The following is a 24,067-nucleotide window of genomic DNA, read 5'->3' as shown; positions in this document are numbered from 1 at the left end:
GAAGATGCTCTGGCTAAATAGGCGGCATCATAGCATCCCAATTAGTGGGAATGCCGGGGGACTTCCGCACCTCGGCAGCCCACCAGGAAGTCAAAGTCGCAACCCTGGTCAGCCTGCAGCACATGGTCGATGTACAGCTGGCGATAGCCGCCGACGATGAGATTCTGCGGCGGCGCCAGGTCCGCCATGCGCGCCGCCAGCTCGGCATCGGGGATGTCCAGGTGCAGGCGGCCGTTGGCGCAGTCGAGTTCGATCCAGTCGCCTTCCTGCACCGTGGCCAGCGGCCCGCCGGCAGCGGCTTCCGGCGCAACGTGCAACACCACCGTGCCGTAGGCGGTGCCGCTCATGCGCGCATCGGAAATCCGCACCATGTCGGTCACGCCCTGGGCCAGCAGCTTGGCCGGCAGGCCCATGTTGCCGACCTCGGCCATGCCCGGATAACCCTTGGGCCCGCAGTTTTTCATGACCAGGATCGAGTTGGCATCCACCTCCAGCTCCGGGTCGTTGATGCGCGCCTTGTACATGTCGAAGTTCTCGAACACCACCGCGCGCCCCCTGTGCTGCATCAGCTTGAGGCTTGCCGCCGACGGCTTGAGCACTGCACCGAGGGGCGCCAGGTTGCCGCGCAGCACGCAGATGCCACCGTCCGCGCGGATCGGGTTGTCGAGGGTGCGGATCACTTCGTCCTGGCCGTAGATCGGCGAGTCCTTGGTGTTCTCACCGAGGGACTTGCCGTTGACGGTCAGCGCGTTCGGGTGCGGGATCAGGTTGGCTTCGCCCAGGCGGCGCAGCACCGCGGGCAGGCCGCCGGCGTAGTAGAACTCCTCCATCAGGAACCGCCCGGACGGCTGCAGGTCGACGATGGTCGGCACGCCCCGGCCCATGCGGGTCCAGTCATCCAGGTCAAGCTCGACGCCGATGCGCCCGGCGATGGCCTTGAGGTGGATCACCGCGTTGGTCGAGCCGCCGATGGCCGCGTTGACGCGAATGGCGTTTTCAAACGCTGCCTTGGTGAGGATCTTCGACAGCTTCAAGTCTTCGCGCACCATCTCCACCGCGCGCATGCCGGACATATGCGCCAGCACATAGCGGCGCGCATCCACCGCCGGAATCGCCGCGTTGTGCGGCAGCGACGTGCCCAGCGCCTCGGCCATGCAGGCCATGGTCGACGCGGTGCCCATGGTGTTGCAGGTGCCCGCCGACCGCGACATGCCGCCCTCGGCTGCGAGGAAATCATCCAGGGTAATGGTGCCGGCCTTGACCTGTTCGCTGAGCTGCCACACCACCGTGCCCGAGCCGATGTCCTGGCCCTTGTGCTTGCCGTTGAGCATCGGCCCGCCGGTGACCACGATGGCCGGCACGTCGCAGCTGGCGGCGCCCATCAGCAGGGCGGGGGTGGTCTTGTCGCAGCCGGTCAGCAGCACCACGCCGTCGATGGGGTTGCCGCGAATCGCCTCCTCCACGTCCATGCTCGCCAGGTTGCGGGTGAGCATGGCCGTGGGGCGCAGGTTCGATTCGCCGTTGGAGAACACCGGGAATTCCACCGGGAAGCCACCGGCCTCGATCACGCCGCGTTTGACGTGCTCGGCGATCTGGCGGAAGTGCGCGTTGCACGGCGTCAGCTCCGACCAGGTGTTGCAGATGCCAATGATCGGCTTGCCATGGAACTGATGGTCGGCGATGCCTTGGTTCTTCATCCAGCTGCGGTACATGAAGCCGTTTTTGTCGGCGGTACCAAACCACTGGGCAGAGCGTAGGCCGGGCTTTTTGTCAGGCATGATCGATTCTCTTATTGTATGACTATATGTTCTAAGCTGGCTTAAACATAAGCGCAAAGACTCGGCTTTGGAAGTGTTGTTTTGCAAATAGTCATACTATATAGTCGGTCCAACTGAGGTATGGCCCTGGCGGATTTTCGCGAGAGGCGTCCCCCGAGCTTCTATAAAAACAACAATCGGAGATCGACCCCCATGAGCCAGGAGCTGCGGCTTATTCGGCGCATCACGCTGAAACTGATTCCCTTCCTGATCCTGCTGTACCTGATCGCCTATGTGGACCGTTCCGCCGTGGGCTTCGCCAAGTTGCACATGGGCGCCGACGTCGGCATCGGTGACGCCGCCTATGGCCTGGGCGCGGGGTTGTTCTTCATTGGCTACTTCCTGTTCGAGATTCCCAGCAACCTGATGCTCGACCGCTTCGGTGCGCGGCGCTGGTTCGCACGGATCATGATCACCTGGGGCGCAATCACCATCGGCATGGCGTTCGTGCAAGGCCCGCACAGTTTCTATGTGATGCGTTTCCTGCTCGGCGCGGCGGAGGCGGGGTTCTTTCCGGGCGTGCTGTACTACATCACCCAGTGGTTCCCGGTGCGCCATCGCGGCAAGATCCTCGGGCTGTTCATCCTGTCCCAGCCGATTGCGATGATGATCACCGGCCCGGTGTCCGGCGGCCTGCTGGGCATGGACGGCATCCTCGGCCTGCACGGCTGGCAGTGGCTGTTCATAGTGATCGGCACCCCGGCGATCCTGCTCACCTGGCCGGTGTTGCGCTACTTGCCGGACGGCCCCCAGCAGGTCAAGTGGATGAGCGAGGACGAAAAAACCTGGCTCACCGGTGAACTGGCCAAGGACCTGCAAGCCTATGGCCAGACCCGCCATGGCAACCCGCTGCACGCGCTCAAGGACAAACGCGTGTTGCTGCTGGCGCTGTTCTACCTGCCGGTGACCCTGAGCATCTATGGCCTGGGCCTGTGGCTGCCGACCCTGATCAAGCAGTTCGGCGGCAGCGACCTGGTCACCGGTTTCATCTCGGCGGTGCCGTACATTTTCGGGATCATCGGCCTGCTGATCATCCCGCGCAGTTCCGACCGCCTGAACGACCGCTACGGCCACCTGGCGGTGCTCTACGTGCTCGGTGCCATCGGTTTGTTCTGCAGCGCCTGGCTGAGTGCGCCGGTGCTGCAAATGGCGGCGCTGAGCCTGGCGGCATTCGCGCTGTTTTCCTGCACGGCGGTGTTCTGGACCTTGCCGGGGCGCTTCTTCGCCGGCGCGAGTGCAGCGGCGGGGATCGCCTTGATCAACTCCGTGGGCAACCTCGGCGGCTACATCGGCCCATTCGTGATCGGCGCGCTCAAGGAGTACACCGGCAACCTGGCGTCGGGCCTGTATTTCTTGTCTGCGGTGATGGTGTTCGGGCTGGTCTTGACCGGCGTGGTCTACCGCGTGCTGGAGCGCAAGCATGCGCTGCCCGCCGACCAGTTTGCCGCCAGTGCGCGTGGCGCCACACGTACTTAATCGAGGAGAAGCTTCATGCGTTTAGTCCAGTTCGAGTTGCACAACGGTGAGCGCCGGGTCGGCGTGGTGGAAGGCGCCAACGTGCGCGAAGTGAATACCGCACGCAGCGTGCGTGAGGTGGCGCTGGCGGCCATCGACGCTGGCGTGGACCTCGCGCAACAGGTGGATAGCCTGGGCCTGGGTGAGCGTTACGACTACGCCACACTGCTGGCCGAGCTGAAGATTTTGCCGCCACTGGATCATCCCGATCCCGCGCACATGCTGATCAGCGGCACCGGCCTGACTCACCTGGGCAGCGCCGCCGCGCGCGACAAGATGCACCAGGCCGGCGACGAGAGCACCTTGACCGACACCATGCGCATCTTCAAATGGGGCGTGGAGGGCGGCAAGCCAGCGGCCGGCGAGGTGGGCGTGCAGCCGGAGTGGTTCTACAAGGGCGACGGCAGCATTGTCGTGCGCCCCGGCCAGGCGTTCCCGGTGCCGCCGTTTGCCGACGACGCCGGCGAAGAGCCGGAAATCGGCGGCCTCTACGTGATCGGCCCGGACCGCAAGCCTTATCGCCTGGGGTTTGCGGTGGGCAACGAGTTCTCCGACCACGTGATGGAGCGCAAGAACTACCTGTACCTGGCCCATTCCAAACTGCGCAGTTGCAGCTTCGGCCCCGAGCTGCGCGTGGGCGAGTTGCCCCAGCACCTGGCGGGCACCAGTCGCCTGCTGCGCGACGGCGAGGTGATCTGGCAGAACGAATTCCTCAGTGGCGAAGCGAATATGTGCCACAGCCTCGACAATCTTGAGTATCACCACTTCAAATACCGTCAATTCCTCACGCCAGGCGATGTGCACATTCATTTCTTCGGCACCGCCACGCTGTCATTCGCCGACGGTATACGTACCCAACCGGGCGATGTGTTCGAGATCAGCCAGGCCGAGTTCGGCGCGCCGCTGGTCAACAGTGTCGGCAGCGCCGACGCGGCATTCGAACCCGGCCACGTCATCAGTCTTTAAGGAGAATTTCATGACCCTGTTCCTCGGCCACAACTACATCGGCGGCCAGCGCAGCGCCCTCGGCAGCATCACGCTGCAAAGCCTGGATGCAACCACCGGCGAAGCCTTGCCGCAGGATTTCTACCAGGCCACGCCGCAGGAAGTCGACGCCGCCGCCAAGGCTGCAGCCGCCGCTTACCCGGCGTACCGTGGGTTGAGTGCCGCGCGCCGCGCGCAGTTCCTGGAAGCGGTGGCCGACGAGCTGGACGCGTTGGGCGATGACTTTGTGGCGCTGGTGTGCCGTGAAACGGCATTGCCCGCTGCGCGGATCAACGGCGAACGCGGGCGGACCAGCGGGCAGATGCGCCTGTTCGCCACCGTGCTGCGTCGCGGCGATTTCTACGGCGCGCGTATCGACAAGGCCTTGCCGCAGCGCCAGCCTTTGCCGCGCCCGGATTTGCGCCAGTACCGCATCGGCCTGGGCCCGGTGGCAGTGTTTGGCGCGAGCAATTTCCCCCTGGCGTTTTCCACCGCAGGCGGTGACACCGCCGCGGCTTTGGCGGCGGGATGCCCGGTGGTGTTCAAGGCCCACAGCGGGCATATGGCGACGGCCGAGCGCGTCGCCGATGCCATCCTCCGCGCGGCCGAGGCCACCGGGATGCCGGCGGGGGTGTTCAATATGATCTTCGGCGGCGGTGTCGGTGAAGCGCTGGTCAAGCACCCGGCAATCCAGGCGGTGGGCTTTACCGGCTCGCTCAAGGGCGGGCGCGCCTTGTGCGATATGGCGGCGGCGCGCCCGCAGCCGATCCCGGTGTTTGCCGAGATGTCGAGCATCAACCCGGTAATCGTGCTGCCGCAAGCGTTGCACGCCAGGGCAGACAGCATCGCCCGCGACCTGACCGCCTCGGTGGTGCAAGGCTGCGGCCAGTTCTGCACCAATCCGGGCCTGGTGATTGGCATTGCTTCGCCCGCGTTCACCGCGTTCACCCAGCAGGTCGCGCAGTTGATCGACGCTCAGCCAGCGCAAACCATGCTCAACGCCGGCACCTTGAGCAGCTACGGCAACGGCCTGGCCAAGCTCCTGGCGCACCCCGGCATCCAGCACCTGGCCGGCAGTGCCCAGGCGGGCAATCAGGCCCAGCCGCAGTTGTTCAAGGCTGATGTGCGCCTGCTGATTGACGGTGACGAAGTGCTGCAGGAAGAGGTCTTCGGCCCCACCACGGTGTTTGTCGAAGTCGCGGACCAGGCCCAACTCAGCGCCGCCCTGCAAGGCCTGCACGGCCAGCTCACCGCGACGATCATTGGCGAGCCGCACGACCTGCAACAGTTCGCCGAACTCACGCCGTTGCTGGAACAGAAGGTCGGCCGCATCCTGCTCAACGGCTACCCGACCGGCGTCGAAGTCTGCGATTCGATGGTGCACGGCGGCCCGTACCCGGCGACTTCGGACGCGCGGGGCACCTCGGTCGGCACCTTGGCCATCGAGCGTTTCCTGCGCCCGGTGTGCTTCCAGAATTACCCTGATAGCCTGCTGCCCGACGCGTTGAAAAACGCCAACCCGTTGCGTATCCAGCGCTTGGTGGATGGCACGCCATCACGCGAGTCGCTGTAAAACCCTGATCAGGAGGTTTCATGTCGTTGAGCGCAGTGACCGCGCACCGTGCGCAATTGGGCGAAGCGCCGTTCTGGGATGCACCAACCCAGGCGCTGTATTGGGTCAACATCGCCGGCAAACAGGCCCTGCGCCTGATGGGCGGGCAGTTGCAGGTGTGGCAGTTGCCCGAGCATGTCTCGGCCTTTATCCCGTGTGAACGCGGCGATGCGCTGGTGACCTTGAGCAGTGGGGTCTATCGCCTCGACCTGGCCACCGAGGCCCTGACCCTGCTGTGCGTGGCCGACCCGCAAGCTGGCAACCGTGGCAATGAAGCGCGCTGTGATGCCCAGGGCCGGCTCTGGCTGGGCACCATGCAGAACAATATCGGCGAGCAGGGTGAAGACCTGCCGATCACCCGTCGCTCCGGTGGCCTGTTTCGCATCGACGCCGATGGGCAGGTCACGCCGCTGCTGCACGGCCTGGGTATTCCCAACACCTTGCTGTGGAGCGACGACGGTCGCCAGGTGCATTTTGGCGACAGCATGGACGGCACCCTGTACCGGCACGCGATCCAGGCCGATGGCCAACTCGATCCGGGCCAGGTGTGGTTCGGCCCGCACGCGCGCGGTGGGCCGGATGGCTCGGCGATGGACGTCGAAGGCTATCTCTGGAACGCCCGCTGGGACGGCAGCTGCCTGCTGCGCCTGACGCCGGACGGGCAGGTGGACCGCGTCATCGAGCTGCCCGTCAGCCGCCCGACCAGTTGCGTGTTCGGTGGCCCCGACCTGACCACGCTGTACATCACCAGCGCCGCCAGCCCCTTGGATCATCCCCTCGATGGCGCGGTACTCGCCATCGAGGTCGACGTGCCAGGCAAGCCCTGTCACCGCTTTGCCGGTTAACCCCAGACATTCAAAAACAACAACAAGGAGTCACCGTATGAATCGTCGTCGTGGTTTGCGTTCCCTGTGCTGCGCCGCTGTGGCGGTCTCGGCCCTGAGCTTGAGCGGGCTGTTGCTGGCCGCTGAAGAGGTGAAGATCGGTTTTCTGGTCAAGCAGGCTGAAGAGCCGTGGTTCCAGACCGAATGGGCCTTCGCCGAAAAAGCCGGCAAGGAACATGGCTTCACCGTGATCAAGATCGCCGTGCCCGATGGCGAGAAGACCCTCTCGGCCATCGACAGCCTGGCGGCCAACGGCGCCAAGGGCTTTGTGATCTGCCCGCCGGACGTATCACTGGGCCCGGCCATCGTCGCCAAGGCCAAGGCCAATGGCCTGAAAGTGATTGCCGTGGATGACCGCTTTGTCGATGCCAAGGGCAACTTCATGGAGGACGTGCCGTACCTCGGCATGGCGGCCTTCGAAGTCGGCCAGAAGCAGGGTGCGGCCATGGCCGCCGAGGCGAAAAAACGCGGCTGGGACTGGAAGGACACCTATGCGGTGATCAACACCTTCAATGAACTCGACACCGGCAAGAAGCGCACCGACGGCTCGGTCAAGTCTCTTGAAGATGCCGGCATGCCCAAGGATCACATCCTGTTCACCGCCGCCAAGACCCTCGACGTCCCAGGCAGCATGGACGCCACCAACTCGGCCCTGGTCAAGCTGCCTGGCGGCGCGAAAAACCTGATCATCGGCGGCATGAACGACAACACCGTGCTTGGCGGCGTACGCGCCACCGAAAGCGCCGGCTTCAAGGCCGCCAACGTGATCGGCATCGGCATCAATGGCACCGACGCCATCGGCGAACTGAAGAAAGCCGAGAGCGGTTTCTTCGGCTCGATGCTGCCCAGCCCGCACATTGAGGGCTACAACACCGCGCTGATGATGTACGAGTGGGTGACCAAAGGCACCGAGCCGCCGAAGTACACCGCGATGGACGAGGTGACCCTGATCACCCGCGAGAACTTCAAGCAGGAGCTGGAAAAAATCGGCTTGTGGAACTGAGGCTGGGCGGCACCGTGTGACGATCAAAAATGGCAGCGGGCTGGCTTGCGAAGGCGTGGGTGACTGACACCACGCTTTCGCGAGCCGGCCCGCTCGCTGCGGTTAATCGGCGGAGAATTTGAACACGGTGTGCTGGGTGTAGGTTTGCCCCGGGTCCAGGCGCGTCGAGGCAAAGCCCGGCTGGTTCGGCGCATCGGGAAAGTGCTGGGTTTCCAGGGTGAAGCCGCTCCAGTGCGCGTAGGTCTTGCCCGCTTTGCCCTTCACCGTCCCATCCAGGAAGTTGCTGGTATAGAACTGCACGCCGGGCTCGGTGGTGTACAGCTGCAGACGCCGACCCGACGCCGGGTCATGCACGTCGGCCGCCAGCTGTTTGATGTCGCCCCGGGTATCCAGCGCCCAGTTGAAGTCAAACCCGCCTTGTTTTGGCTCGGCGAACTTGAGCTGCGGGTGATCGTCCTTGAGGTGCTGGCCGATCGGCGTGGGTTTCAGGAAGTCCATCGGCGTGCCTTTGACCGGTGCCAGTTCGCCGGTGGGGATCAAGGTGGCATTGACGGGCGTGTAGTGGCTGGCATGCAAGGTGGCGACGTGCTTGAGGATGTCACCGTTGCCGGCGCCCGCCAGGTTGAAGTAGCTGTGGTTGGTCAGGTTGAGCACCGTGGGTTTGTCGGTGGTGGCCTGGTAGTCGATGTGCAGCTCGTTGTTGTCGTTGAGGCGGTAGGTGACCTCGGTTTTCAGGTTGCCGGGGAAGCCCATTTCACCGTCCTTGGACAGGTAGCTCAGCTTCACCCCGACAGAGCCCTTGTCGTTGACCGGCTCGGCCTTCCACACGTGCTTGTCGAAACCCTGGGCACCACCGTGCAGCGAGTTGGGGCCATCGTTGAGCGGGACCTGGTAACGCGTGCCGTCGAGTTCAAAGGAGCCCCCGGCCAGGCGGTTGCCGAAGCGCCCGATGGTCGCGCCGAAAAACGCCGTGCCGGCCTGGTAGCCCTGGACGTTGTCGAAGCCGAGCACCACGTCTTCGACCTTGCCATGTTTGTCCGGCACTTTCAGCGACTGCAGCACGCCGCCGTAGGTGATCACCGTGGCCTGCATGCCGTGGCTGTTGCGCAGGATGTACTGTTCGACGGCGGTGCCGTCGTTGGTTTTGCCGAAGGGTTTGTGTTCGCTGCTGAGCCCTGCGGCCTGGGCGCCACCGCTGGCAACCAGCAGGGACATGGCCAGGCCCGAGAGCAGGTATCGAGGGTGCTTCATGGTCGAACTTCCTTTTGTTGTTTTGTCGGAATAGTTCTACTAATGTGCGATGTTTCGTGGTTGGGACAGCAGATTTATAGCCTTTAACCACGTATTTGCAAAATAAAATAAGACTAATTAGGCGAGGCAAGCGCGATATGAGTATCCAGCAGGCTGTTTATCCCGACCTCAGGGACAAGGTCGTACTGATCTCCGGAGGGGCTTCGGGGATCGGCGAGTCCATGGTGCGCGCCTTCGCTGCACAGGGCGCCCGGGTCGGGTTTGTCGACCGCGCCCAGAGCCAGGGCGAGCGCCTGGCGGCGCTGCTCGTTTCACAGGGGCACAACGTCGAATTCGGCCATTGCGATATCACTGACGAGATCGCATACAAGGCGGCCATCGCGCGTTTCGAGCACTCGCTGGGGCCAATCACCGTGCTGGTGAACAACGCGGCAAATGACGTGCGTCACACCCTGGAGGAGGTCGATTCGGCTACCTTCGACAAACTGATTTCCGTCAACCTCAAGCACGCCTTTTTCGCTGCCAAGGCCGTGGTGCCGATGATGAAAGTCGCAGGCTTCGGGTCGATCATCAACCTCGGTTCGGTCGGCTGGATGATGGCCTCGGCCGGCTACCCGGTGTACGCCGCCAGCAAGGCCGCCGCGCATGGCATGACCCGCGCCCTGGCGCGCGAGCTGGGGCCGAGCCGGATTCGCGTCAACACGTTGGTGCCCGGCTGGGTGATGACCGAAAAGCAGCTGGCGATGTGGGTGGACGATGCGGCCAGGGACCTGATCAGTCGCAGCCAGTGCCTGCCGGGCAGCGTGCTGCCGGAGCATATCGCCAACATGGCGTTGTTCCTGGCCTCGGACGCGTCGGCGATGTGCTCGGCGCAGAACTTCATCGTCGACGGCGGCTGGGTCTGATGCCAGGCCCCAGAGGGCTTACTCGATCGGGTATTGCTTGAAGGCGGGATGCTGTTCCAGCCGTTCGGCGTGACGTCGCACATGGGGAAAGGCCTCCGCCTTCACCACCGACGCCACGGTGAGCTGGCTGAAAGACCAGGCCACTGCTGCCGTCAGCGAGGCCTGGGTCAGTGCCTCACTGTCGTTGTCGGCCAAGTGCTTGTCGAGCAGCGAATAGGCGGCAAGCAATTGGCCGCTGATGCGCTCAAGCCACGGAGCATGCAACTTCTCGGCTGGCCGCAGGTTGTGTTCGTAGACGATCTGCACGCTTTTCTCGCAGGCCGCCAGCGCCAGGCCCAGCGCATGCAAGTCCCGGGCGAGTGCCGTGGGCTGCTCGGGCAGCAGCTTTTTCCCGGCCGGGGCCAGCGCTTCCAGGTAATCGAGGATCAGGTTGGAGTCCATCAACACCGTGCCGTCGTCCAGCACCAGCGTAGGGGCCTTGACCACCGGGTTGACCTGCGCAAACTCGTCGAAGGTGCGGAACACCGACAACGATTCATGCACGAAGTCGATTCCGTACAACTCCAGGGAAATGGCCACGCGGCGAACGTAGGGCGAGTCCAGCATGCCGATCAGTTTCATTGAGCCTCCATTGCTACCAGGGTGATGGACCGAAGAGATTAAGGGCAATCGCTTGCCCTGCGCAATTGCTGATACGCCTGCACCAACTGCTCCAGGCTGAACGCCAGGTTGCGCCCACTCGGGTTGGGCAACACCCACACCGACGCTCCGCCCAGCAACTGCGGCTGCAACCCCCAGGCAATTTCGCGCTGAGCGGACAAGGCGCTGTAGCCGGCCTTGCCGAGGAAGGCGACGACACGTGGTGCATACCGGCGGATTTTTTCTTCGAAGGCCGTCGCCGCATCGGTGAATTCATGCCGGGCCAGCTCGCCTGCGCTGGCGGTGGGGCGCTCGACCACGGTGGTCAGGCCGCAGCGGTAGTGCAGCAGCGTGGGGCCGTCTTCGGGGCGGATTTCGTGCGGGGTGAAACCGGCCAGGTGCAAGGTGCGCCAGAAGCGGTTGCTGCGGTTGGCAAAGTGCAGGCCGAGGGCGGCGGAGCCTTTGCCGGGGTTGATGCCGCAGAACACCACGTCCAGGTGGTCGGCGAGGATGTCTTCGAGCCGCTCGTTCATGCCGGGCTCCGCAAGCCTTGGCGGCTGGCGCCGGGCGGTTGCCCGGTGATGCGTTTATAGGCGCGGCTGAACGCCGCCTGGGAGGTGTAGCCGAGCCGCAACGCGACGGCTTCGATGGGCAAGCGCTCCAGGGTCAACCATTGGGCCGCCAGGCGCATGCGCAACTCGGTCACGTAGCGCAGCGGCGGGATGCCGAGGGTGGCCTGGAACCGATCGGCAAACACCGAGCGCGAGGTATGACAATGCGTCGCCAACTCGGCCACGCTCCAGTCACGCCCCGGTTGCTGGTGCAGGGCGAGCAGGGCGCCAGCCAGGCGCGGGTCACGCAACGCAGCCACCAGCCCCGAGGCATTGCCGCAGGCACATTCGACCCAGCCGCGCACGATCATCGCCGCCACCACATCGGCCAGGCGCGCGAGAATCCCCGCGTAACCGATACGCGCGCTGGAGACTTCGCGCTCCATCACCGCCAGGATCGGCATCAGGCCAGGGTAACGCTGGCCGCCGGCGTCGATCAGCATCAAGGCCGGCATCAGGCTGCCGAGGCCTTGCAGGCTGTCGAGTTCGAACGCCATGCAGGCGCTGAACAACAGGGTGCAGGAGGGCGTCTCGGGCGAGGCATTCACCGCGCAGACGCTATCGCCCAGCGGCGCGGCGTCGAAGTCGGTGATGTCCTGCACGCAAGCCTGCGGGCTGGAGACCAGCGCGTGCGCGCCACCGTGGGCGATAAACACGGCATTGCCCGCAGACAGCTCGTAGAGGCTGCCGTCTTCCAGGCGCAAGGTGGCGCACCCGGCGGCGAGAAAGTGGAAATACGCATGCCCGGGCTTGGCCGCAAAGCTTACCCCGAACACCGGCCCGGCCTGGATGCGCCGGTACTGCACGCCACTCAGGCGCATGCTGCGCAGCAGTTCATTGATCAGCTCGGAGGACACGTCAAAAGCGTTCTGGGCGGTCATGTTCGGGGTTTCGATCAAAAACTCAAGGGTTTGCATCATAGATCATCCTGAGGGCCACACCTAGACTGGCCGCCACGCTAATAGCCTGAGGATGTCTGTGATGAACGAATGTGTGTCCCATGCCCCTGTCGACAGCAGGGCCGAGCCGGCCACCCCGGCGTGGATGGCGGTGTTTTCCCTGGCGATGGGGGTGTTCGGCCTGTTGACCGCCGAATACCTGCCCGCCAGCCTGCTGACGCCGATGGCGCTGGACCTTGGCGTGTCCGAAGCGCTGGCCGGGCAGGCAGTGACGGTGACGGCGGTGGTGGCGTTGTTCGCCGGCCTGCTGGTGCCGGGCCTGACCCGTGGCATCGACCGACGCGTGGTGTTGCTGGGGTTTTCCACGCTGATGATCGCGTCCAATCTGCTGGTGGCGTGCTCGTCCAGCCTGTGGGTGCTACTGGTGATGCGCGTGCTGCTCGGCATTGCCCTCGGAGGTTTCTGGAGCATGGCCGCGGCCGTCGCGATGCGGCTGGTGCCGGCGGCGCTGTTAGCGCGTGCGCTGTCGATCATATTCAGTGGCATTGCGCTGGGCACCGTGGTTGCCGTGCCGCTGGGCAGCTACCTCGGCGGTCTCTACGGGTGGCGCAGTGCGTTTCTCGCCGCAGCGGCGGTGGGGGGAGTGACGCTGGCCTTCCAACTGTTGACGTTGCCGCGCCTGGCGCCGACTGGTACGGCGCGCCTGCGCACCGTGCTGGAGGTGCTGCTGCGTCCGGGGATCGCCATCGGCATGTTCGGCTGCGTGCTGGTACACACCGCACATTTTGCGCTCTTCACCTATATCCGGCCGTTCCTGGAAAGCACCACCGGGGTTGGCAGCGAAGGGCTGGCGCTGATGCTGCTCGGGTTCGGCGTGGCGAACTTTGCCGGCACGTTACTGGCCGGTTGGCTGCTGGTGCGCCATCCCCGTACCACCCTGGTGCTGATGCCCTTGCTGGTGGGCGTGGCCGCGCTGGCGCTGGTGCTGCTGCCGGCGTCACTGCCGGGGCAGGCGCTGCTGCTGGCGCTGTGGGGCATGGCGTTTGGTGGCGTGCCGGTGGCGTGGTCGAACTGGGTGGCCCGCGCCGTGCCGGATCAGGCCGAAAGCGCCGGCGGCATGGTGGTGGCATCGGTGCAATCGGCGATTGCCGCCGGGGCGGCAGGGGGAGGGGTGATGTTCAGTCTCAGCGGGATCAACGGGGTGTTTATCGCCGGCGGCGTGCTGATGGTGGTGGCGGCCGGGTTGATCGCGCTGCGGGTACAGGTACCGGGGCACGCCGGCGCCGCAGGTGTGGCGCTGCACGTCTAGGCCGAGGTCGTCAGTCGTCTGCCTGGGCCAGCAAGGCCTGGGCAAACGCGTCAGAGGCAATCAGGTCCAGGGTCTGGCGCAGCTGGGCCGCGGCTTCACGGCCGAAAGCGAGGTCAAAGCGCTCGGCCATTTTGTTCGAAATGCGCTTGGCGGCCGCATGGGTCTGCACGCCTTGCTCGGTCAGCAGCACGCGCCGCGTGCGGCGGTCGAGTTCGTCCACGCGCAACTCCACCAGCCCATCGCGCACCAGCGGCTTGAGTGTGTGGCCGAGTGCCGAGAGGTCCATCACCAGGGTTTGCGCCAGTTCGCCCATCTTCGGCGTGCCGGCCTTGGCGATATGGTTGAGCACCGCGTACTGGGTGGCTTTCAACCCGCAGGGCGCGTAGGCCTCGTCATAGATTTGGCCCAGGCGCCGCGAGGTGCGGCGCACGGCACCGTTTACGCAGGCGCTGGGGTTGTCTGTGCAAGGCTTGGCGGATTTCAAGGGCGGATACTCTCTGATACAAAACTCGACGCTGGCGATTATGCCTGCCAGACCTCTCAGGACAAGGCCTTTCAGACCGGAGATGCCCTTTAGATGAATACTGAGACAGCTTGAAACAAATTAGTTGCGTACGCCACTAAATTCGATATTGTGGCGTATGCCTCTTTGTGACTTGGATGTCGCTGCAAACTCCCCAGGATCCACATGGGGCGAGGCGGGAAAACGGCATGGCAACGCCTGCTGGCTCATCCAACCCCCTGTCCGGATCACCTTCTATGCTGAGCCTCGTGCGCATCGCATTGCGGCGCCCCTATACCTTCCTGGTATTGGCTATTTTCATCCTGATCATCGGCCCGCTCGCGGCCTGGCGCACGCCCACGGATATCTTCCCGGAGATCCGCATCCCGGTGATCGCGGTGATCTGGCAGTACACCGGCCTGCCGCCCGACCAGATGGCGGGGCGCATCACCTCGCCGTTCGAGCGGGTGCTGACCACCACCGTGAACGACATCCGCCATATCGAGGCGCAGTCGATGAACGGCTACGGGATCGTCAAGATCTTCTTCCAGCCGGGCGTCAACATCAGCACCGCCAACGCCCAGGTGACGTCGGTGTCCCAGGCGATCCTGCGCCAACTGCCGCCGAGTACCGTACCGCCGCTGGTGCTCAACTACAGCGCTTCTACCGTGCCCATCGTGCAACTGGCGCTGTCGGGCCCCGGCCTGAGCGAGCAGCGCCTCGGGGATATCGGCCTCAACCAGGTGCGCCTGATGCTCACCAGCGTGCCCGGTGCAGCCTTGCCATACCCGTTCGGCGGCAAGAGTCGCCAGGTGCAGATCGACCTCGATTCGGCGCGCATGCAAGCCCGTGGCCTGTCGGCGCAGGATGTCGCCACGGCGCTGGCCACGCAGAACCTGATCACCCCGGTGGGCACGCAGAAGATCGGCAGCTACGAGTTCAACCTGCAACTGAATAACGCCCCGTCGGATTTCCATGACCTGGAAAACCTGCCGATCAAGACCGCCGACGGCACCACGGTGTTGATCCGCGACGTGGCCACCGTGCGCGACGGCAACCCGCCGCAAACCAACATCGTGCACGTCAACGGCAACCGCTCGGTGCTGCTGCCGGTGCTCAAGACCGGTTCGGCGTCGACCCTGGGCGTGGTCGCCGGGATCAAGGAAAAACTCGCCGACAACAAGGCCGCCTTGCCGCCCAACCTGAATATCGACCTGATCGGCGACCAGTCGCTGTTCGTGCGCTCGGCCATCAGCGGCGTGGCGCGTGAAGGCCTGATTGCGGCGGCGTTGACCAGCCTGATGATCCTGCTGTTTCTCGGCAGCTGGCGCTCGACGGTGATCATCGCCACCTCGATTCCGCTGGCGATCCTGGCCTCGATCGCCACGCTCTCGGCCCTCGGCGAAACCCTGAATATCATGACCCTGGGTGGCCTGGCGCTGGCGGTGGGGATCCTGGTGGACGACGCCACGGTGACCATCGAGAACATCAACTGGCACCTGGAGCAGGGCAAGCCGGTGGAGACCGCGATTCTCGACGGCGCCGCGCAGATCGTCACCCCGGCGTTCGTGTCGCTGTTGTGTATCTGCATCGTGTTCGTGCCGATGTTCTTCCTCGACGGCGTGGCACGCTTCCTGTTTGTGCCGATGGCCGAAGCGGTGATCTTCGCCATGATTGCCTCGTTCATCCTGTCGCGAACCCTGGTGCCGACCCTCGCCAACTACCTGCTCAAGCCGCATGTGCATGGCGAAGCCGGGCCTGCGCCGTCACGCAATCCGCTGGTGAATTTCCAGCGCGGTTTCGAACGGCGTTTCGAAGCGTTTCGCGAGCGTTACCACGGTGTCCTCGACACCGCCTTGCACCATCGCCGCACGGTGGTGATCGGCCTGCTGGCGTTTGTCGCGGTGTCGTTCGCGCTGGTGCCGTTCCTTGGGCGCAACTTCTTCCCCGAGGTCGATTCCGGGCTGATCCTGCTGCATGTGCGGGCGCCGGTCGGCACGCGGGTGGAAAGCAATGCGCGCCTGATCGCCGATATCGAAAACGCGATCCGGCGCAAGATTCCCGCCTCCGAACTCAAGGCCCTGGTCGACAATATCGGCCTGTCCATCAGCGGCATCAACGTGGTGTACAACAACACCGGCACCGTGGGTTCCCAGGACAGCGATATCCAGATCAGCCTCAACGAAGACCACCGCCCGACCGCCGAATACATGCGCGAACTGCGCGAAACCCTGCCACGGGAATTCCCCAGCGCGGTGTTCTCGTTCCCGGCCTCGGACATCGTCGGGCAGATCCTCAACTTCGGCTCGTCGGCGCCTATCGACCTGCAGATCACCGGCAATAACCTTGCGGGCAACTTCACCTATGCGAGCGCCTTGCTGCGCGATATTCGCCGGGTGCCCGGTGTAGTGGATGCGCGCATTCAGCAGTCGCGGCAATTGCCGACTTTCAATATCGACGTCGACCGCACCCGCGCGCAGTTGGTCGGGCTGACCGAGCGCGATGTGACCAACAGCCTGGTGGTCAACCTCGCCGGTTCCAGCCAGGTGGCGCCGACATTCTGGTTGAACCCGGCCAACGGGATTTCCTATCCGATCGTCATGCAGACCCCGCAATACAGCCTCGACACCCTGGCAGCACTGCACAACCTGCCGTTGAGCGGCAGCGCCGGCGCGGCCACCGACCAGACCCTTGGCGGCCTGGCGAACATCCAGCGCAGCCACGGCAACTCGGTGTTCACCCAGTCGGATATCCAGCCGGTGGTCGAGGTGCTCACGGCGATCCAGGACCGTGACCTGGGGGGCGTCGCGGCGGATATCCAGAAGATCATCGCGGCCCACGCCGGTGAAGTGCCGACCGGCTCCAAAGTGATCCTGCAGGGCCAGGTGCAGACCATGAACGCGGCGTTCAGCGGCTTGCTGTTCGGGCTGCTCGGCGCGGTGGTGCTGATCTACCTGCTGATCGTGGTCAACTTCCAGTCCTGGGCCGATCCGTTTGTGATCATCACCGCGTTGCCGGCGGCGCTGGCGGGCATCGTGTGGATGCTGTTCGTGACGCACACGCCGCTGTCGGTGCCGGCGCTGACGGGGGCGATCATGTGCATGGGCGTGGCCACTGCCAACGCCATCCTGGTGGTGAGCTTCTGCCGTGAACGCCTGGCGGTGCACGGCGATGCAGTACAGGCCGCCTTGGAGGCCGGCTTCACCCGTCTGCGCCCGGTGCTGATGACCGCCATCTCGATGATCATCGGCATGGCGCCGATGGCCCTGGGCCTGGGCGAGGGCGGCGAGCAGAACGCGCCGCTGGGCCGTGCGGTGATCGGTGGCCTGGCGTTTGCCACCGTCGCCACGTTGATTCTGGTTCCGCTGATTTTCAGTCTGGTCCACGGGCGTCGCCAGCACGCCCGGGTTGCGACCACCGTTACCCAAGGGGTTTGACATGTCCGTTGCTCTTTCCAAACCAAAGTCTTCCCGTGGCCTGCTGTGGCTGATCGTGGGCGGGGTGGTCGTGGTGCTTATCGTTGTGGTCGGCATCGGCGTGCGCGCCAGTGAGTCGCGGGACCTCAAGACCTGGACCGACGCCCATGCCTTGCCCAGCGTGACCCTGATCAAACCGGTGGTCATCGCCCAGGGCCCGGTGCTCAATCTGCCGGGGCGCATGGAGGCATATTCGCGCGCGTCGATCTTTGCGCGGGTCAATGGCTACCTGAAATCCTGGAACGTCGACATCGGTACTCGCGTCAAGGCCGGGCAGGTGCTCGCTGAAATCGACACCCCCGAACTCGACCAGCAGTTGCTGCAGGCCCGCGCCACGCTGGCGTCGGCCCAGGCCGATGCGAACCTGGCCCAGACCACCGCCAAGCGCTGGCAGGCCATGCTGTCGACCGACTCGGTGTCGCGCCAGGACGTCGATGAGCGCACCGGTGACCTGACCGCCAAGCAGGCCAAGGTGGCGGCGGCCAAGGCGAACGTCGACCAATTGGTCGCGACCAAGGGCTTCCAGCGCCTGGTGGCACCCTTTGCCGGGGTGGTCACCGCGCGCAGCACGGATGTCGGCGCGTTGATCAGCGCCGGCGGCACGGCCGGCAAGGAGCTGTTCGCGGTGGCCGATGTCAGCCGCCTGCGCGTCTACGTGCAAGTGCCGCAGACCTTCTCACCGCAGATCCGCGAAGGCACCACTGCGCGCTTGAGCGTGCCGGAATACCGTGGCGAAACCTTCACCGGCAAGGTGATCGCCACCGCCGATGCGGTGAACGCGGCGTCCGGCAGCACCCTCGTGCAACTGCTGGTCGACAACCCCGGTGGACGGCTCTTGCCCGGCGGCTACACCAGCGTGCAGTTCGACCTGCCGGTGCAGGCCGACGTGGTGCGCGTGCCGTCCAGCGCGTTGGTGTTCGATGACAAGGGCATGCGCGTCGCGACCCTGGATGCGCAGGACCACGTGCGTTTCAAGACCGTGAGCATCGCCCGCGACTTTGGCGACAGCGTGGAAATCGCCAGTGGCCTGCAGGCCGCCGACCGCGTGATCGACACGCCGCCGGATGGCCTTGCCGATGACGATGCGGTGCAATTGGCCGCCGCGCCTGTCGAGGTCAAACCTCATGGCTAAGCCTACGTTGCTGGCCCTGGCCGCCTGCCTGGGCCTGGGCGCCTGTTCCCTCGCACCACCGCTCAAGGTGCCGCCCACGCCGGTGGCGGCGCAGTTCCGTACCCAAGGGCCATGGACCGTCGCCAGCCCCGACGACCAGGCCAACCGTGACGGCTGGTGGCGCCTCTACAACGACCCGCAGCTGGAGACGATGGAGCAACAGTTGTTGCGTAATAATCCGGACCTCAGCGCGGCGCTGGCGCACTATCAGCAAGCGCAGGGCTATGTGGCCCAGGCGCGCTCGGGGCTGTTCCCGACGGTGTCGGCGATTGGCAACGGCCAGCGCATTCGCCAGTCGGACACCAAGCCGCTGCGCTCGGCGACCTCGCCGGATATCTACAACTCCGCGACCCTGGGCCTGGAGGTCGACTACGAAGTCGACTTGTGGGGCCGCGTGCGCGACACCGTCGCCGCCGGCACCAGTGATTCCGAAGCGGCCAAGGCCGACCTCGCCTCGGTGCGCCTGAGCCTGCAGGCACAACTGGCCGACAGTTACCTGCGCCTGCGCGGCATCGACTGGCAGAACCAACTGCTGGCGCAGAGCCGCGACGCCTACGCCAAGGCCTTGAGCCTGACCGAAGGCCTGCACGGCGGCGGTATCGTCTCCGGGCTGGATGTGGCGCGGGCGCGCACGCAGCTGTCGACGGTCAAGTCGCAGTTGAGCCAGAGCCAGGTGCAGCGCGCGCTGCTCGAGCATTCGATCGCGGCGATGCTCGGCGAGTCGGCGTCGACCTATAGCGTGGCGGTGAATGTCGCGCCGATAGCCTTGCCGACGGTGCCGACCGGCGTGCCGTCCAGCCTGTTGCAACGGCGCCCGGATATCGCCGCTGCCGAGCGCCGGATCGCGGCCGCCAATGCGCGTATCGGCGTGGCCAAGGCCGCGTGGTTTCCGCAGATCACCCTGAGCGCGCAGGGCGGTTATCAAAGTGATGAGTTTGCCCGCCTGCTGAGTGCGCCGAACCTGTTCTGGGCGATTGGCCCGTCGCTGGTGGGCACGCTGTTCGACGGCGGCGCGCGCCAGGCCCAGGTGGACATCGCCAAGGCTGCCACCGATGAAGCGGCGGCCAAATACCGCGGCGTGGTGTTGGCGGCGTTCGAGCAGGTCGAAGACAACCTGTCGCAGCTCGCCGGCCTGGGCGCGGCCCTGGAGGATCAACGTGATGCTGCCGCTGCGGCGCAATACGCCGAGGACCTGTCCACCTCGCGTTACCGCCAGGGCGCGGTGGCCTATCTGGACGTGGTGACCGCCCAGGTGGCGGCGCTGGACGCCAAGCGCAGTGTATTGCAACTGCAAACCCAGCAATTGAGCGCTAATGTGGGCCTGATCAAGGCCCTGGGCGGCGGATGGAACGTGGCCCAGCTGGCGACATCGAACAGTACTGAAACCAAGGAGAAGTAAGCATGACCGACTACGTACCCCCGAAGGTCTGGACCTGGGACACCGAAAGTGGCGGCACCTTCGCCAGTATCAACCGGCCCATCGCCGGCGCGACGCACGAAAAGGTCTTGCCGGTGGGCAAGCACCCGCTGCAGCTGTACTCCCTGGCCACGCCCAACGGGCAGAAGGTCACCATCCTGCTGGAAGAGCTGCTGGCCCTGGGGCACACGGGCGCGGAATACGACGCCTGGCTGATCAAGATCGGCGACGGCGACCAGTTCGGCAGCGGCTTTGTCGCGGTCAACCCGAACTCGAAGATTCCGGCCTTGATGGATCACAGCGGTGCGCAGCCGATCCGCGTGTTCGAGTCCGGCGCGATCCTGCAGTACCTGGCGGAGAAGTTCGGGGCATTCTTCCCGACAGAGCCCGCCGCGCGTGCCGAGTGCCTGTCGTGGCTGTTCTGGCAGATGGGCAGCGCGCCGTACCTGGGCGGTGGTTTCGGGCATTTCTATGCCTATGCGCCGAGCAAGATGGAATACGCGATCAACCGCTTTGCCATGGAAACCAAGCGGCAGCTGGATGTGCTGGACCAGCGCCTGGCGGTGAGCGAGTACATTGCCGGGGATGAATACACCATCGCCGACATTGCGATCTGGCCCTGGTATGGCGGGTTGGTCAAAGGCCGCTTGTACGGGGAATCGGCGGAGTTCTTGTCGGTGCACGAGTACAAGCACGTACTGCGCTGGGCCGAGGCGATCGAAGCGCGACCTGCCGTGCAGCGCGGGCGGCGGGTGAACCGAGTTTCAGGGGCGCCCGAAGAGCAACTGGCAGAGCGGCACGATGCGAGTGATCTGGACTGACAGCCGGTGAACGTGTGGCCGGCCTAATTCCTTTGCCTGACACAATTCCACTGTGGGAGCGGGCTTGCCCGCGAAGGCGGTGGGTCAGTCAACCATGACGTGGCTGATCGACCGCTTTCGCAGGCAAGCCAGCTCCCACACTTATTTGTGGTTGGGCTGAATTCTGTGGCTGGCTCAGTTCCCACAGTTTGTGGAGGGCTGGCCTATTTCCTGTGTCTGGCACAGTTCCACTGTGGGAGCGGGCTTGCCCGCGAAGGCGGTGGGTCAGTCAACCATGATGCAGCTGACCCACCGCCTTCGCAGGCAAGCCAGCTCCCACACTTATTTGTGGCGGGATTGGATTCTGTGCCTGGCTCAGATCCCACAGTGTGTGGAGGGGCTGACCTGATTCCTGTGCCTGACACAGTTCCACTGTGGGAGCGGGCTTGCCCGCGAAGGCGGTGGGTCAGTCAACCATGATGCAGCTGATCCACCGCCTCCGCGTGTGGATCTTCATGTACCCACCTATTTGTAGCGCTGTTCGAACACCGCCACCTGTTCGGGCTTGATCAATTCGAACGGCACCCACACTTCCGATTCAATCGGTTCACCCTTGATCATCCGGATCGCCGATTGCACCGCTTGGGTGGCCTGGGCCTTGGGGTCCTGGAACACTGAGGCAGTGAGCAACCCGCGCTTGATCGCGGCCAAGCCATCGGGCAAGCCGTCGATGCCGACGATCGCAATCTCGCCCTTGGCCTTGCCCGCCTGCTGCAACGCCATGGCGGCGCCGATCGCCATTTCATCGTTATTCGCCACGATTGCGTCGAACGGCGTGCCCGCCAGCAGCCAGTTGCTGGTCAGGTCCATGCCTTTGCTGCGTTGCCATTCGGCGCTCTGCTGCTCGACGATGTTGATACCGGGAAAGTCCTTGAGTACCTGCTTGACGCCTTCGGTGCGGTCATGGGTGGCGTTCTGCGCGAGGTCGCCCATGATGATCGCCACATTGCCCTTGCCGCCGAGTTTTTCCGCCAGGTAGCGCATCTGCAGTTGCCCGGCCTCGATATCGTTGGAGGCCACGGTGACCACGCCCTTGGGCAGCGTGCGTTCGTCCGGGTGACGGTTGACGTACACCAGCGGGATTTTGCTGGCGACGGCGGCGCGGGTCATGTTGGCGGTGGCCGAGGTGTCGACCGGCAGCACGATCACCGCATCGACTTTCTGGTTGAGGAAGCCTTCGACCTGGTTGAGTTGGCGCACTACATCACCCTGGGCGTCCTCGAACTGGATCTGCACGTCCTGTTGTTTGGCGGCGGCTTCCAGGCCGGTGCGCACGTAGGTCATGAAGTTATCGTCGACCCGCGCGATGCTCACGCCGATGCGGTACGCGGCGAAGCTCCATTGGCTGAACAGCAGTAGAAATGCGGCAACGATCAATGAATAGCGATGCATGAGAATGTTCCTTTATTGTTATAGGGTGAACGCTTGACGGAACCGCTCCAGGGCCAGCTCGCTGTCGCCGCTGGCCCAGCCTTCGAGGCCGACCACGCCGGTGTAACCCATGGCGTGCAAGGCCCTGGCGATGGCCGGGTAGTGGATCTCGCCGGTGCCCGGCTCCTGGCGCCCGGGCACGTCGGCTACCTGGATTTCACCGATGGCGCTGCCGGCACGCTGGATCAGTTCGATCAGGTTGCCTTCGCCGATCTGCGCGTGGTAAAGGTCCAGGTTCATCTTCAAGTGCGGGCTGCCCACGGCTTCGATCAGCGCCAGGGTCTCGTCGGCGCGGGCGAACGGCACACCGGGGTGGTCGACCTCGGTGTTGAGGTTTTCCAGCAGGAACACACGACCGGCGTCTTCGCCCAGGCGTGCGATTTTTTCCAGGGTCTTGCACGCGCTCATCCACATGCGCCCGGTGGTCTGGTTGACGGGTCGCACCGGCAGGCCGCCTTCACCCAATCCGGTACCGTGCAGGTTGAGGCTCGGGCAGTTCAGCTGCGCGGCCACGCCCAGGGACTCGCGTGCGCTGTCGAGCAATGACCGGATGCCGTCGGGGTCGGTGAGGGTGCCGCTGATATAGCCGGTCATGGAGGTGAAGTCAGCGCCGGTGGCCGCCAGTGCGGCGATATCCTTGTCGGTCCAGCTCCAGATTTCGGCGCTGAAACCCAGTGCATGAATGCGCTGTACGCGTTCGACAAACGGCAGGTCGAGAAACACCATCTCCGCGCTGATCGCCAGTTTGAACGGGATCATCGGCGGGCTCCCTGCACGGCCACGGCCTTGCCGGTTTCAAACGACTCGATGCAGGCGCGGGCAATTGCCAGGGCTGCGCGCGCGTCTTCGCCGCTGGCCAGGGGCTGGGCACCGGTGCGCAGGCAGTCGACAAAATGGTTGAGCTCGGCGATGTAGGCGTCGCGCAACAGGTCAGTGTCCATGCGCTGCGTGTCGGCCTGGATGCCCTCGGCGAGGTAGCGCACCAGGTCCGACTCGTTGAGGCTGCCCATGCTCAGCATGCCCGCGCTGCCGAACACTTCGCCGCGCACGTCGTAGCCATACACCGCCTGGAAGTTGGCTTCGGCGGTGGCAATCGCACCGTTGTCAAAGCGGATCGCAACCACGGCGGTGTCGAGGAACCCTTTGCTTTTGTATTCCGGGGCGATCAGCGCGTCGGCCATCACATACACCTGCAGCGCTTCGGCGCCGGGGTTGAGGTAGCGCAGGGTGTCGAAGTCGTGGATCAGGGTTTCCAGGAAGATCACCCACTGCGGCGAGTTGGCCGGGTTGTTCAGCGCCGGGTCGCGGGTCAACGAGCGCAACAGCTGCGGCGTGCCGATACGCCCGGCCGCCACGTCGAGGTGCGCGGTGCGAAAGCTCTTGGCGAATCGTCGGTTGAACCCGACCTGTAGCGGAACCTGCGCATCGGCAGCGGCAGCGATGGCGCGGTCGGCTTCATCGAGGGTGATGGCCATGGGTTTTTCACAGAAGATGCCCTTGCCGGCGCGCGCGGCGCGGATCACCAGTTCGGCATGGCTGCGGGCCGGGGCGGCGATGAGCACGCCGTCAATGTCCGGGTCGTCGAGCAACTGCTGCGGGTCGGTGTAGACCTTCTCCACGCCCAGTTCCGCCGCCAGCCTTGCGGCTTGGCCTGGGGTCGGGTCGGCAATGGCGGCCAGGCAGGTGCCGGGGATATGCCGGGCGGCGGTAAGGCCGTGAAAGCTGCCCATGCGACCGGCACCGATCAAACCCAGGCGGATGTTCTGTGTACTCATGAAGTG

General features: G+C 64.7%; 20 protein-coding genes. 11 read left to right on the top strand and 9 right to left on the bottom strand.

Annotation, left to right across the window (positions count from 1 at the left end; all coding sequences use genetic code 11):
* Window positions 1–41 precede the first annotated feature (41 nt).
* The gene (locus QMX97_RS03450) at window positions 42–1,778 is read right to left on the bottom strand and encodes an IlvD/Edd family dehydratase (RefSeq protein ID WP_282396017.1); all 1,737 of its coding nucleotides are present in this window, start codon (window positions 1,776–1,778) and stop codon (window positions 42–44) included.
* A 192-nt stretch (window positions 1,779–1,970) separates the two neighbouring features.
* Here QMX97_RS03450 and QMX97_RS03445 point away from each other — a divergent pair, with 192 nt between their 5' ends.
* The 5 genes from QMX97_RS03445 to QMX97_RS03425 are packed head-to-tail and all read left to right on the top strand — an operon-like array spanning window position 1,971 to window position 7,815.
* Entirely contained in the window at window positions 1,971–3,293 is a 1,323-nt protein-coding gene (locus tag QMX97_RS03445; RefSeq protein WP_065905801.1) for an MFS transporter, read from the top strand.
* A 15-nt stretch (window positions 3,294–3,308) separates the two neighbouring features.
* Entirely contained in the window at window positions 3,309–4,298 is a 990-nt protein-coding gene (gene araD1 / locus QMX97_RS03440; RefSeq protein WP_282396015.1) for an AraD1 family protein, read from the top strand.
* A 10-nt stretch (window positions 4,299–4,308) separates the two neighbouring features.
* Window positions 4,309–5,889, top strand: a complete 1,581-nt coding sequence (locus tag QMX97_RS03435; RefSeq protein WP_106804407.1) for an aldehyde dehydrogenase (NADP(+)) — start codon at window positions 4,309–4,311, stop codon at window positions 5,887–5,889.
* 20 nt (window positions 5,890–5,909) lie between these two features.
* Window positions 5,910–6,773, top strand: a complete 864-nt coding sequence (locus QMX97_RS03430; protein WP_282396014.1) for an SMP-30/gluconolactonase/LRE family protein — start codon at window positions 5,910–5,912, stop codon at window positions 6,771–6,773.
* Window positions 6,774–6,810: 37 nt separating this feature from the next.
* A complete protein-coding gene (locus QMX97_RS03425; RefSeq protein WP_065905809.1) occupies window positions 6,811–7,815 on the top strand; it encodes a substrate-binding domain-containing protein in 1,005 nt (334 codons plus the stop codon).
* Between the two features lie 102 nt (window positions 7,816–7,917).
* On the opposite strand, the gene QMX97_RS03420 is transcribed toward QMX97_RS03425, so the two are convergent.
* Window positions 7,918–9,066, bottom strand: coding sequence for an aldose epimerase family protein (locus tag QMX97_RS03420; protein ID WP_282396012.1), 1,149 nt, complete (start codon window positions 9,064–9,066; stop codon window positions 7,918–7,920).
* Window positions 9,067–9,203: 137 nt separating this feature from the next.
* On the opposite strand from QMX97_RS03420, the gene QMX97_RS03415 reads away from it, so the two are divergent.
* Window positions 9,204–9,971 (top strand): SDR family oxidoreductase, encoded by a 768-nt coding sequence (locus QMX97_RS03415; protein ID WP_282396010.1) that lies wholly within the window; start codon window positions 9,204–9,206, stop codon window positions 9,969–9,971.
* 18 nt (window positions 9,972–9,989) lie between these two features.
* Here the strand turns inward: QMX97_RS03415 and QMX97_RS03410 are convergent, their stop codons facing one another.
* The 3 genes from QMX97_RS03410 to QMX97_RS03400 are packed head-to-tail and all read right to left on the bottom strand — an operon-like array spanning window position 9,990 to window position 12,138.
* Entirely contained in the window at window positions 9,990–10,592 is a 603-nt protein-coding gene (locus QMX97_RS03410) for a glutathione S-transferase family protein (RefSeq protein ID WP_065905816.1), read from the bottom strand.
* A gap of 38 nt (window positions 10,593–10,630) precedes the next feature.
* Complete coding sequence (gene mug, locus QMX97_RS03405; RefSeq protein WP_282396009.1) at window positions 10,631–11,143, bottom strand: G/U mismatch-specific DNA glycosylase; 513 nt, start codon at window positions 11,141–11,143, stop codon at window positions 10,631–10,633.
* The gene (locus QMX97_RS03400) at window positions 11,140–12,138 is read right to left on the bottom strand and encodes an AraC family transcriptional regulator (protein ID WP_282396036.1); all 999 of its coding nucleotides are present in this window, start codon (window positions 12,136–12,138) and stop codon (window positions 11,140–11,142) included. Before QMX97_RS03400 ends, mug begins: the two co-directional genes overlap by 4 nt.
* A gap of 64 nt (window positions 12,139–12,202) precedes the next feature.
* Between QMX97_RS03400 and QMX97_RS03395 the strand changes: the two genes are divergently transcribed.
* A complete protein-coding gene (locus tag QMX97_RS03395) occupies window positions 12,203–13,429 on the top strand; it encodes an MFS transporter (RefSeq protein ID WP_201144022.1) in 1,227 nt (408 codons plus the stop codon).
* A gap of 10 nt (window positions 13,430–13,439) precedes the next feature.
* On the opposite strand, the gene QMX97_RS03390 is transcribed toward QMX97_RS03395, so the two are convergent.
* Entirely contained in the window at window positions 13,440–13,913 is a 474-nt protein-coding gene (locus QMX97_RS03390; RefSeq protein WP_207200648.1) for a MarR family winged helix-turn-helix transcriptional regulator, read from the bottom strand.
* Between the two features lie 275 nt (window positions 13,914–14,188).
* On the opposite strand from QMX97_RS03390, the gene QMX97_RS03385 reads away from it, so the two are divergent.
* Genes QMX97_RS03385 through yghU form a run of 4 tightly spaced genes read left to right on the top strand, consistent with a single transcriptional unit; the run spans window position 14,189 to window position 20,816 of the window.
* The gene (locus QMX97_RS03385; protein ID WP_282396008.1) at window positions 14,189–17,368 is read left to right on the top strand and encodes an efflux RND transporter permease subunit; all 3,180 of its coding nucleotides are present in this window, start codon (window positions 14,189–14,191) and stop codon (window positions 17,366–17,368) included.
* 1 nt (window position 17,369) lies between these two features.
* Window positions 17,370–18,539 (top strand): efflux RND transporter periplasmic adaptor subunit, encoded by a 1,170-nt coding sequence (locus tag QMX97_RS03380; RefSeq protein ID WP_282396007.1) that lies wholly within the window; start codon window positions 17,370–17,372, stop codon window positions 18,537–18,539.
* A complete protein-coding gene (locus tag QMX97_RS03375) occupies window positions 18,532–19,977 on the top strand; it encodes an efflux transporter outer membrane subunit (RefSeq protein ID WP_083221434.1) in 1,446 nt (481 codons plus the stop codon). The genes QMX97_RS03380 and QMX97_RS03375 overlap by 8 nt, the downstream gene beginning before the upstream one ends.
* 2 nt (window positions 19,978–19,979) lie before the next feature.
* Window positions 19,980–20,816 carry a glutathione-dependent disulfide-bond oxidoreductase gene (gene yghU, locus QMX97_RS03370; protein WP_120448197.1) on the top strand — a complete coding sequence of 279 codons (837 nt, stop codon included), beginning with the start codon at window positions 19,980–19,982 and terminating at the stop codon, window positions 20,814–20,816.
* A 504-nt stretch (window positions 20,817–21,320) separates the two neighbouring features.
* Here yghU and QMX97_RS03365 read toward each other — a convergent pair.
* From QMX97_RS03365 to QMX97_RS03355, 3 genes are read right to left on the bottom strand one after another with little or no spacing between them, the layout of a single operon-like run.
* Complete coding sequence (locus tag QMX97_RS03365) at window positions 21,321–22,247, bottom strand: sugar ABC transporter substrate-binding protein (RefSeq protein ID WP_065905828.1); 927 nt, start codon at window positions 22,245–22,247, stop codon at window positions 21,321–21,323.
* Window positions 22,248–22,265: 18 nt separating this feature from the next.
* Window positions 22,266–23,045 carry a TIM barrel protein gene (locus QMX97_RS03360; RefSeq protein ID WP_282396004.1) on the bottom strand — a complete coding sequence of 260 codons (780 nt, stop codon included), beginning with the start codon at window positions 23,043–23,045 and terminating at the stop codon, window positions 22,266–22,268.
* Complete coding sequence (locus tag QMX97_RS03355; protein WP_282396002.1) at window positions 23,042–24,061, bottom strand: Gfo/Idh/MocA family oxidoreductase; 1,020 nt, start codon at window positions 24,059–24,061, stop codon at window positions 23,042–23,044. Before QMX97_RS03355 ends, QMX97_RS03360 begins: the two co-directional genes overlap by 4 nt.
* Window positions 24,062–24,067: the final 6 nt, after the last annotated feature.

The sequence above is a fragment of the Pseudomonas sp. PS01298 genome (assembly GCF_029959745.1).
GTDB lineage: Bacteria > Pseudomonadota > Gammaproteobacteria > Pseudomonadales > Pseudomonadaceae > Aquipseudomonas > Aquipseudomonas aylmerensis.
Note: the sequence above shows the minus strand (reverse complement) of the source record. Positions and strands in the feature narration are given on the sequence as shown.

Excerpts from the sequence above, each read along its gene's own strand:
- QMX97_RS03450 (WP_282396017.1), bottom strand. The coding sequence starts at position 1,778 with ATGCCTGACAAAAAGCCCGGCCTACGCTCTGCCCAGTGGTTTGGTACC.
- QMX97_RS03445 (WP_065905801.1), top strand. The coding sequence starts at position 1,971 with ATGAGCCAGGAGCTGCGGCTTATTCGGCGCATCACGCTGAAACTGATT.
- araD1 (WP_282396015.1), top strand. The coding sequence starts at position 3,309 with ATGCGTTTAGTCCAGTTCGAGTTGCACAACGGTGAGCGCCGGGTCGGC.
- QMX97_RS03435 (WP_106804407.1), top strand. The coding sequence starts at position 4,309 with ATGACCCTGTTCCTCGGCCACAACTACATCGGCGGCCAGCGCAGCGCC.
- QMX97_RS03430 (WP_282396014.1), top strand. The coding sequence starts at position 5,910 with ATGTCGTTGAGCGCAGTGACCGCGCACCGTGCGCAATTGGGCGAAGCG.
- QMX97_RS03425 (WP_065905809.1), top strand. The coding sequence starts at position 6,811 with ATGAATCGTCGTCGTGGTTTGCGTTCCCTGTGCTGCGCCGCTGTGGCG.
- QMX97_RS03420 (WP_282396012.1), bottom strand. The coding sequence starts at position 9,066 with ATGAAGCACCCTCGATACCTGCTCTCGGGCCTGGCCATGTCCCTGCTG.
- QMX97_RS03415 (WP_282396010.1), top strand. The coding sequence starts at position 9,204 with ATGAGTATCCAGCAGGCTGTTTATCCCGACCTCAGGGACAAGGTCGTA.
- QMX97_RS03410 (WP_065905816.1), bottom strand. The coding sequence starts at position 10,592 with ATGAAACTGATCGGCATGCTGGACTCGCCCTACGTTCGCCGCGTGGCC.
- mug (WP_282396009.1), bottom strand. The coding sequence starts at position 11,143 with ATGAACGAGCGGCTCGAAGACATCCTCGCCGACCACCTGGACGTGGTG.
- QMX97_RS03400 (WP_282396036.1), bottom strand. The coding sequence starts at position 12,138 with ATGCAAACCCTTGAGTTTTTGATCGAAACCCCGAACATGACCGCCCAG.
- QMX97_RS03395 (WP_201144022.1), top strand. The coding sequence starts at position 12,203 with ATGAACGAATGTGTGTCCCATGCCCCTGTCGACAGCAGGGCCGAGCCG.
- QMX97_RS03385 (WP_282396008.1), top strand. The coding sequence starts at position 14,189 with ATGCTGAGCCTCGTGCGCATCGCATTGCGGCGCCCCTATACCTTCCTG.
- QMX97_RS03380 (WP_282396007.1), top strand. The coding sequence starts at position 17,370 with ATGTCCGTTGCTCTTTCCAAACCAAAGTCTTCCCGTGGCCTGCTGTGG.
- QMX97_RS03375 (WP_083221434.1), top strand. The coding sequence starts at position 18,532 with ATGGCTAAGCCTACGTTGCTGGCCCTGGCCGCCTGCCTGGGCCTGGGC.
- yghU (WP_120448197.1), top strand. The coding sequence starts at position 19,980 with ATGACCGACTACGTACCCCCGAAGGTCTGGACCTGGGACACCGAAAGT.
- QMX97_RS03365 (WP_065905828.1), bottom strand. The coding sequence starts at position 22,247 with ATGCATCGCTATTCATTGATCGTTGCCGCATTTCTACTGCTGTTCAGC.
- QMX97_RS03360 (WP_282396004.1), bottom strand. The coding sequence starts at position 23,045 with ATGATCCCGTTCAAACTGGCGATCAGCGCGGAGATGGTGTTTCTCGAC.
- QMX97_RS03355 (WP_282396002.1), bottom strand. The coding sequence starts at position 24,061 with ATGAGTACACAGAACATCCGCCTGGGTTTGATCGGTGCCGGTCGCATG.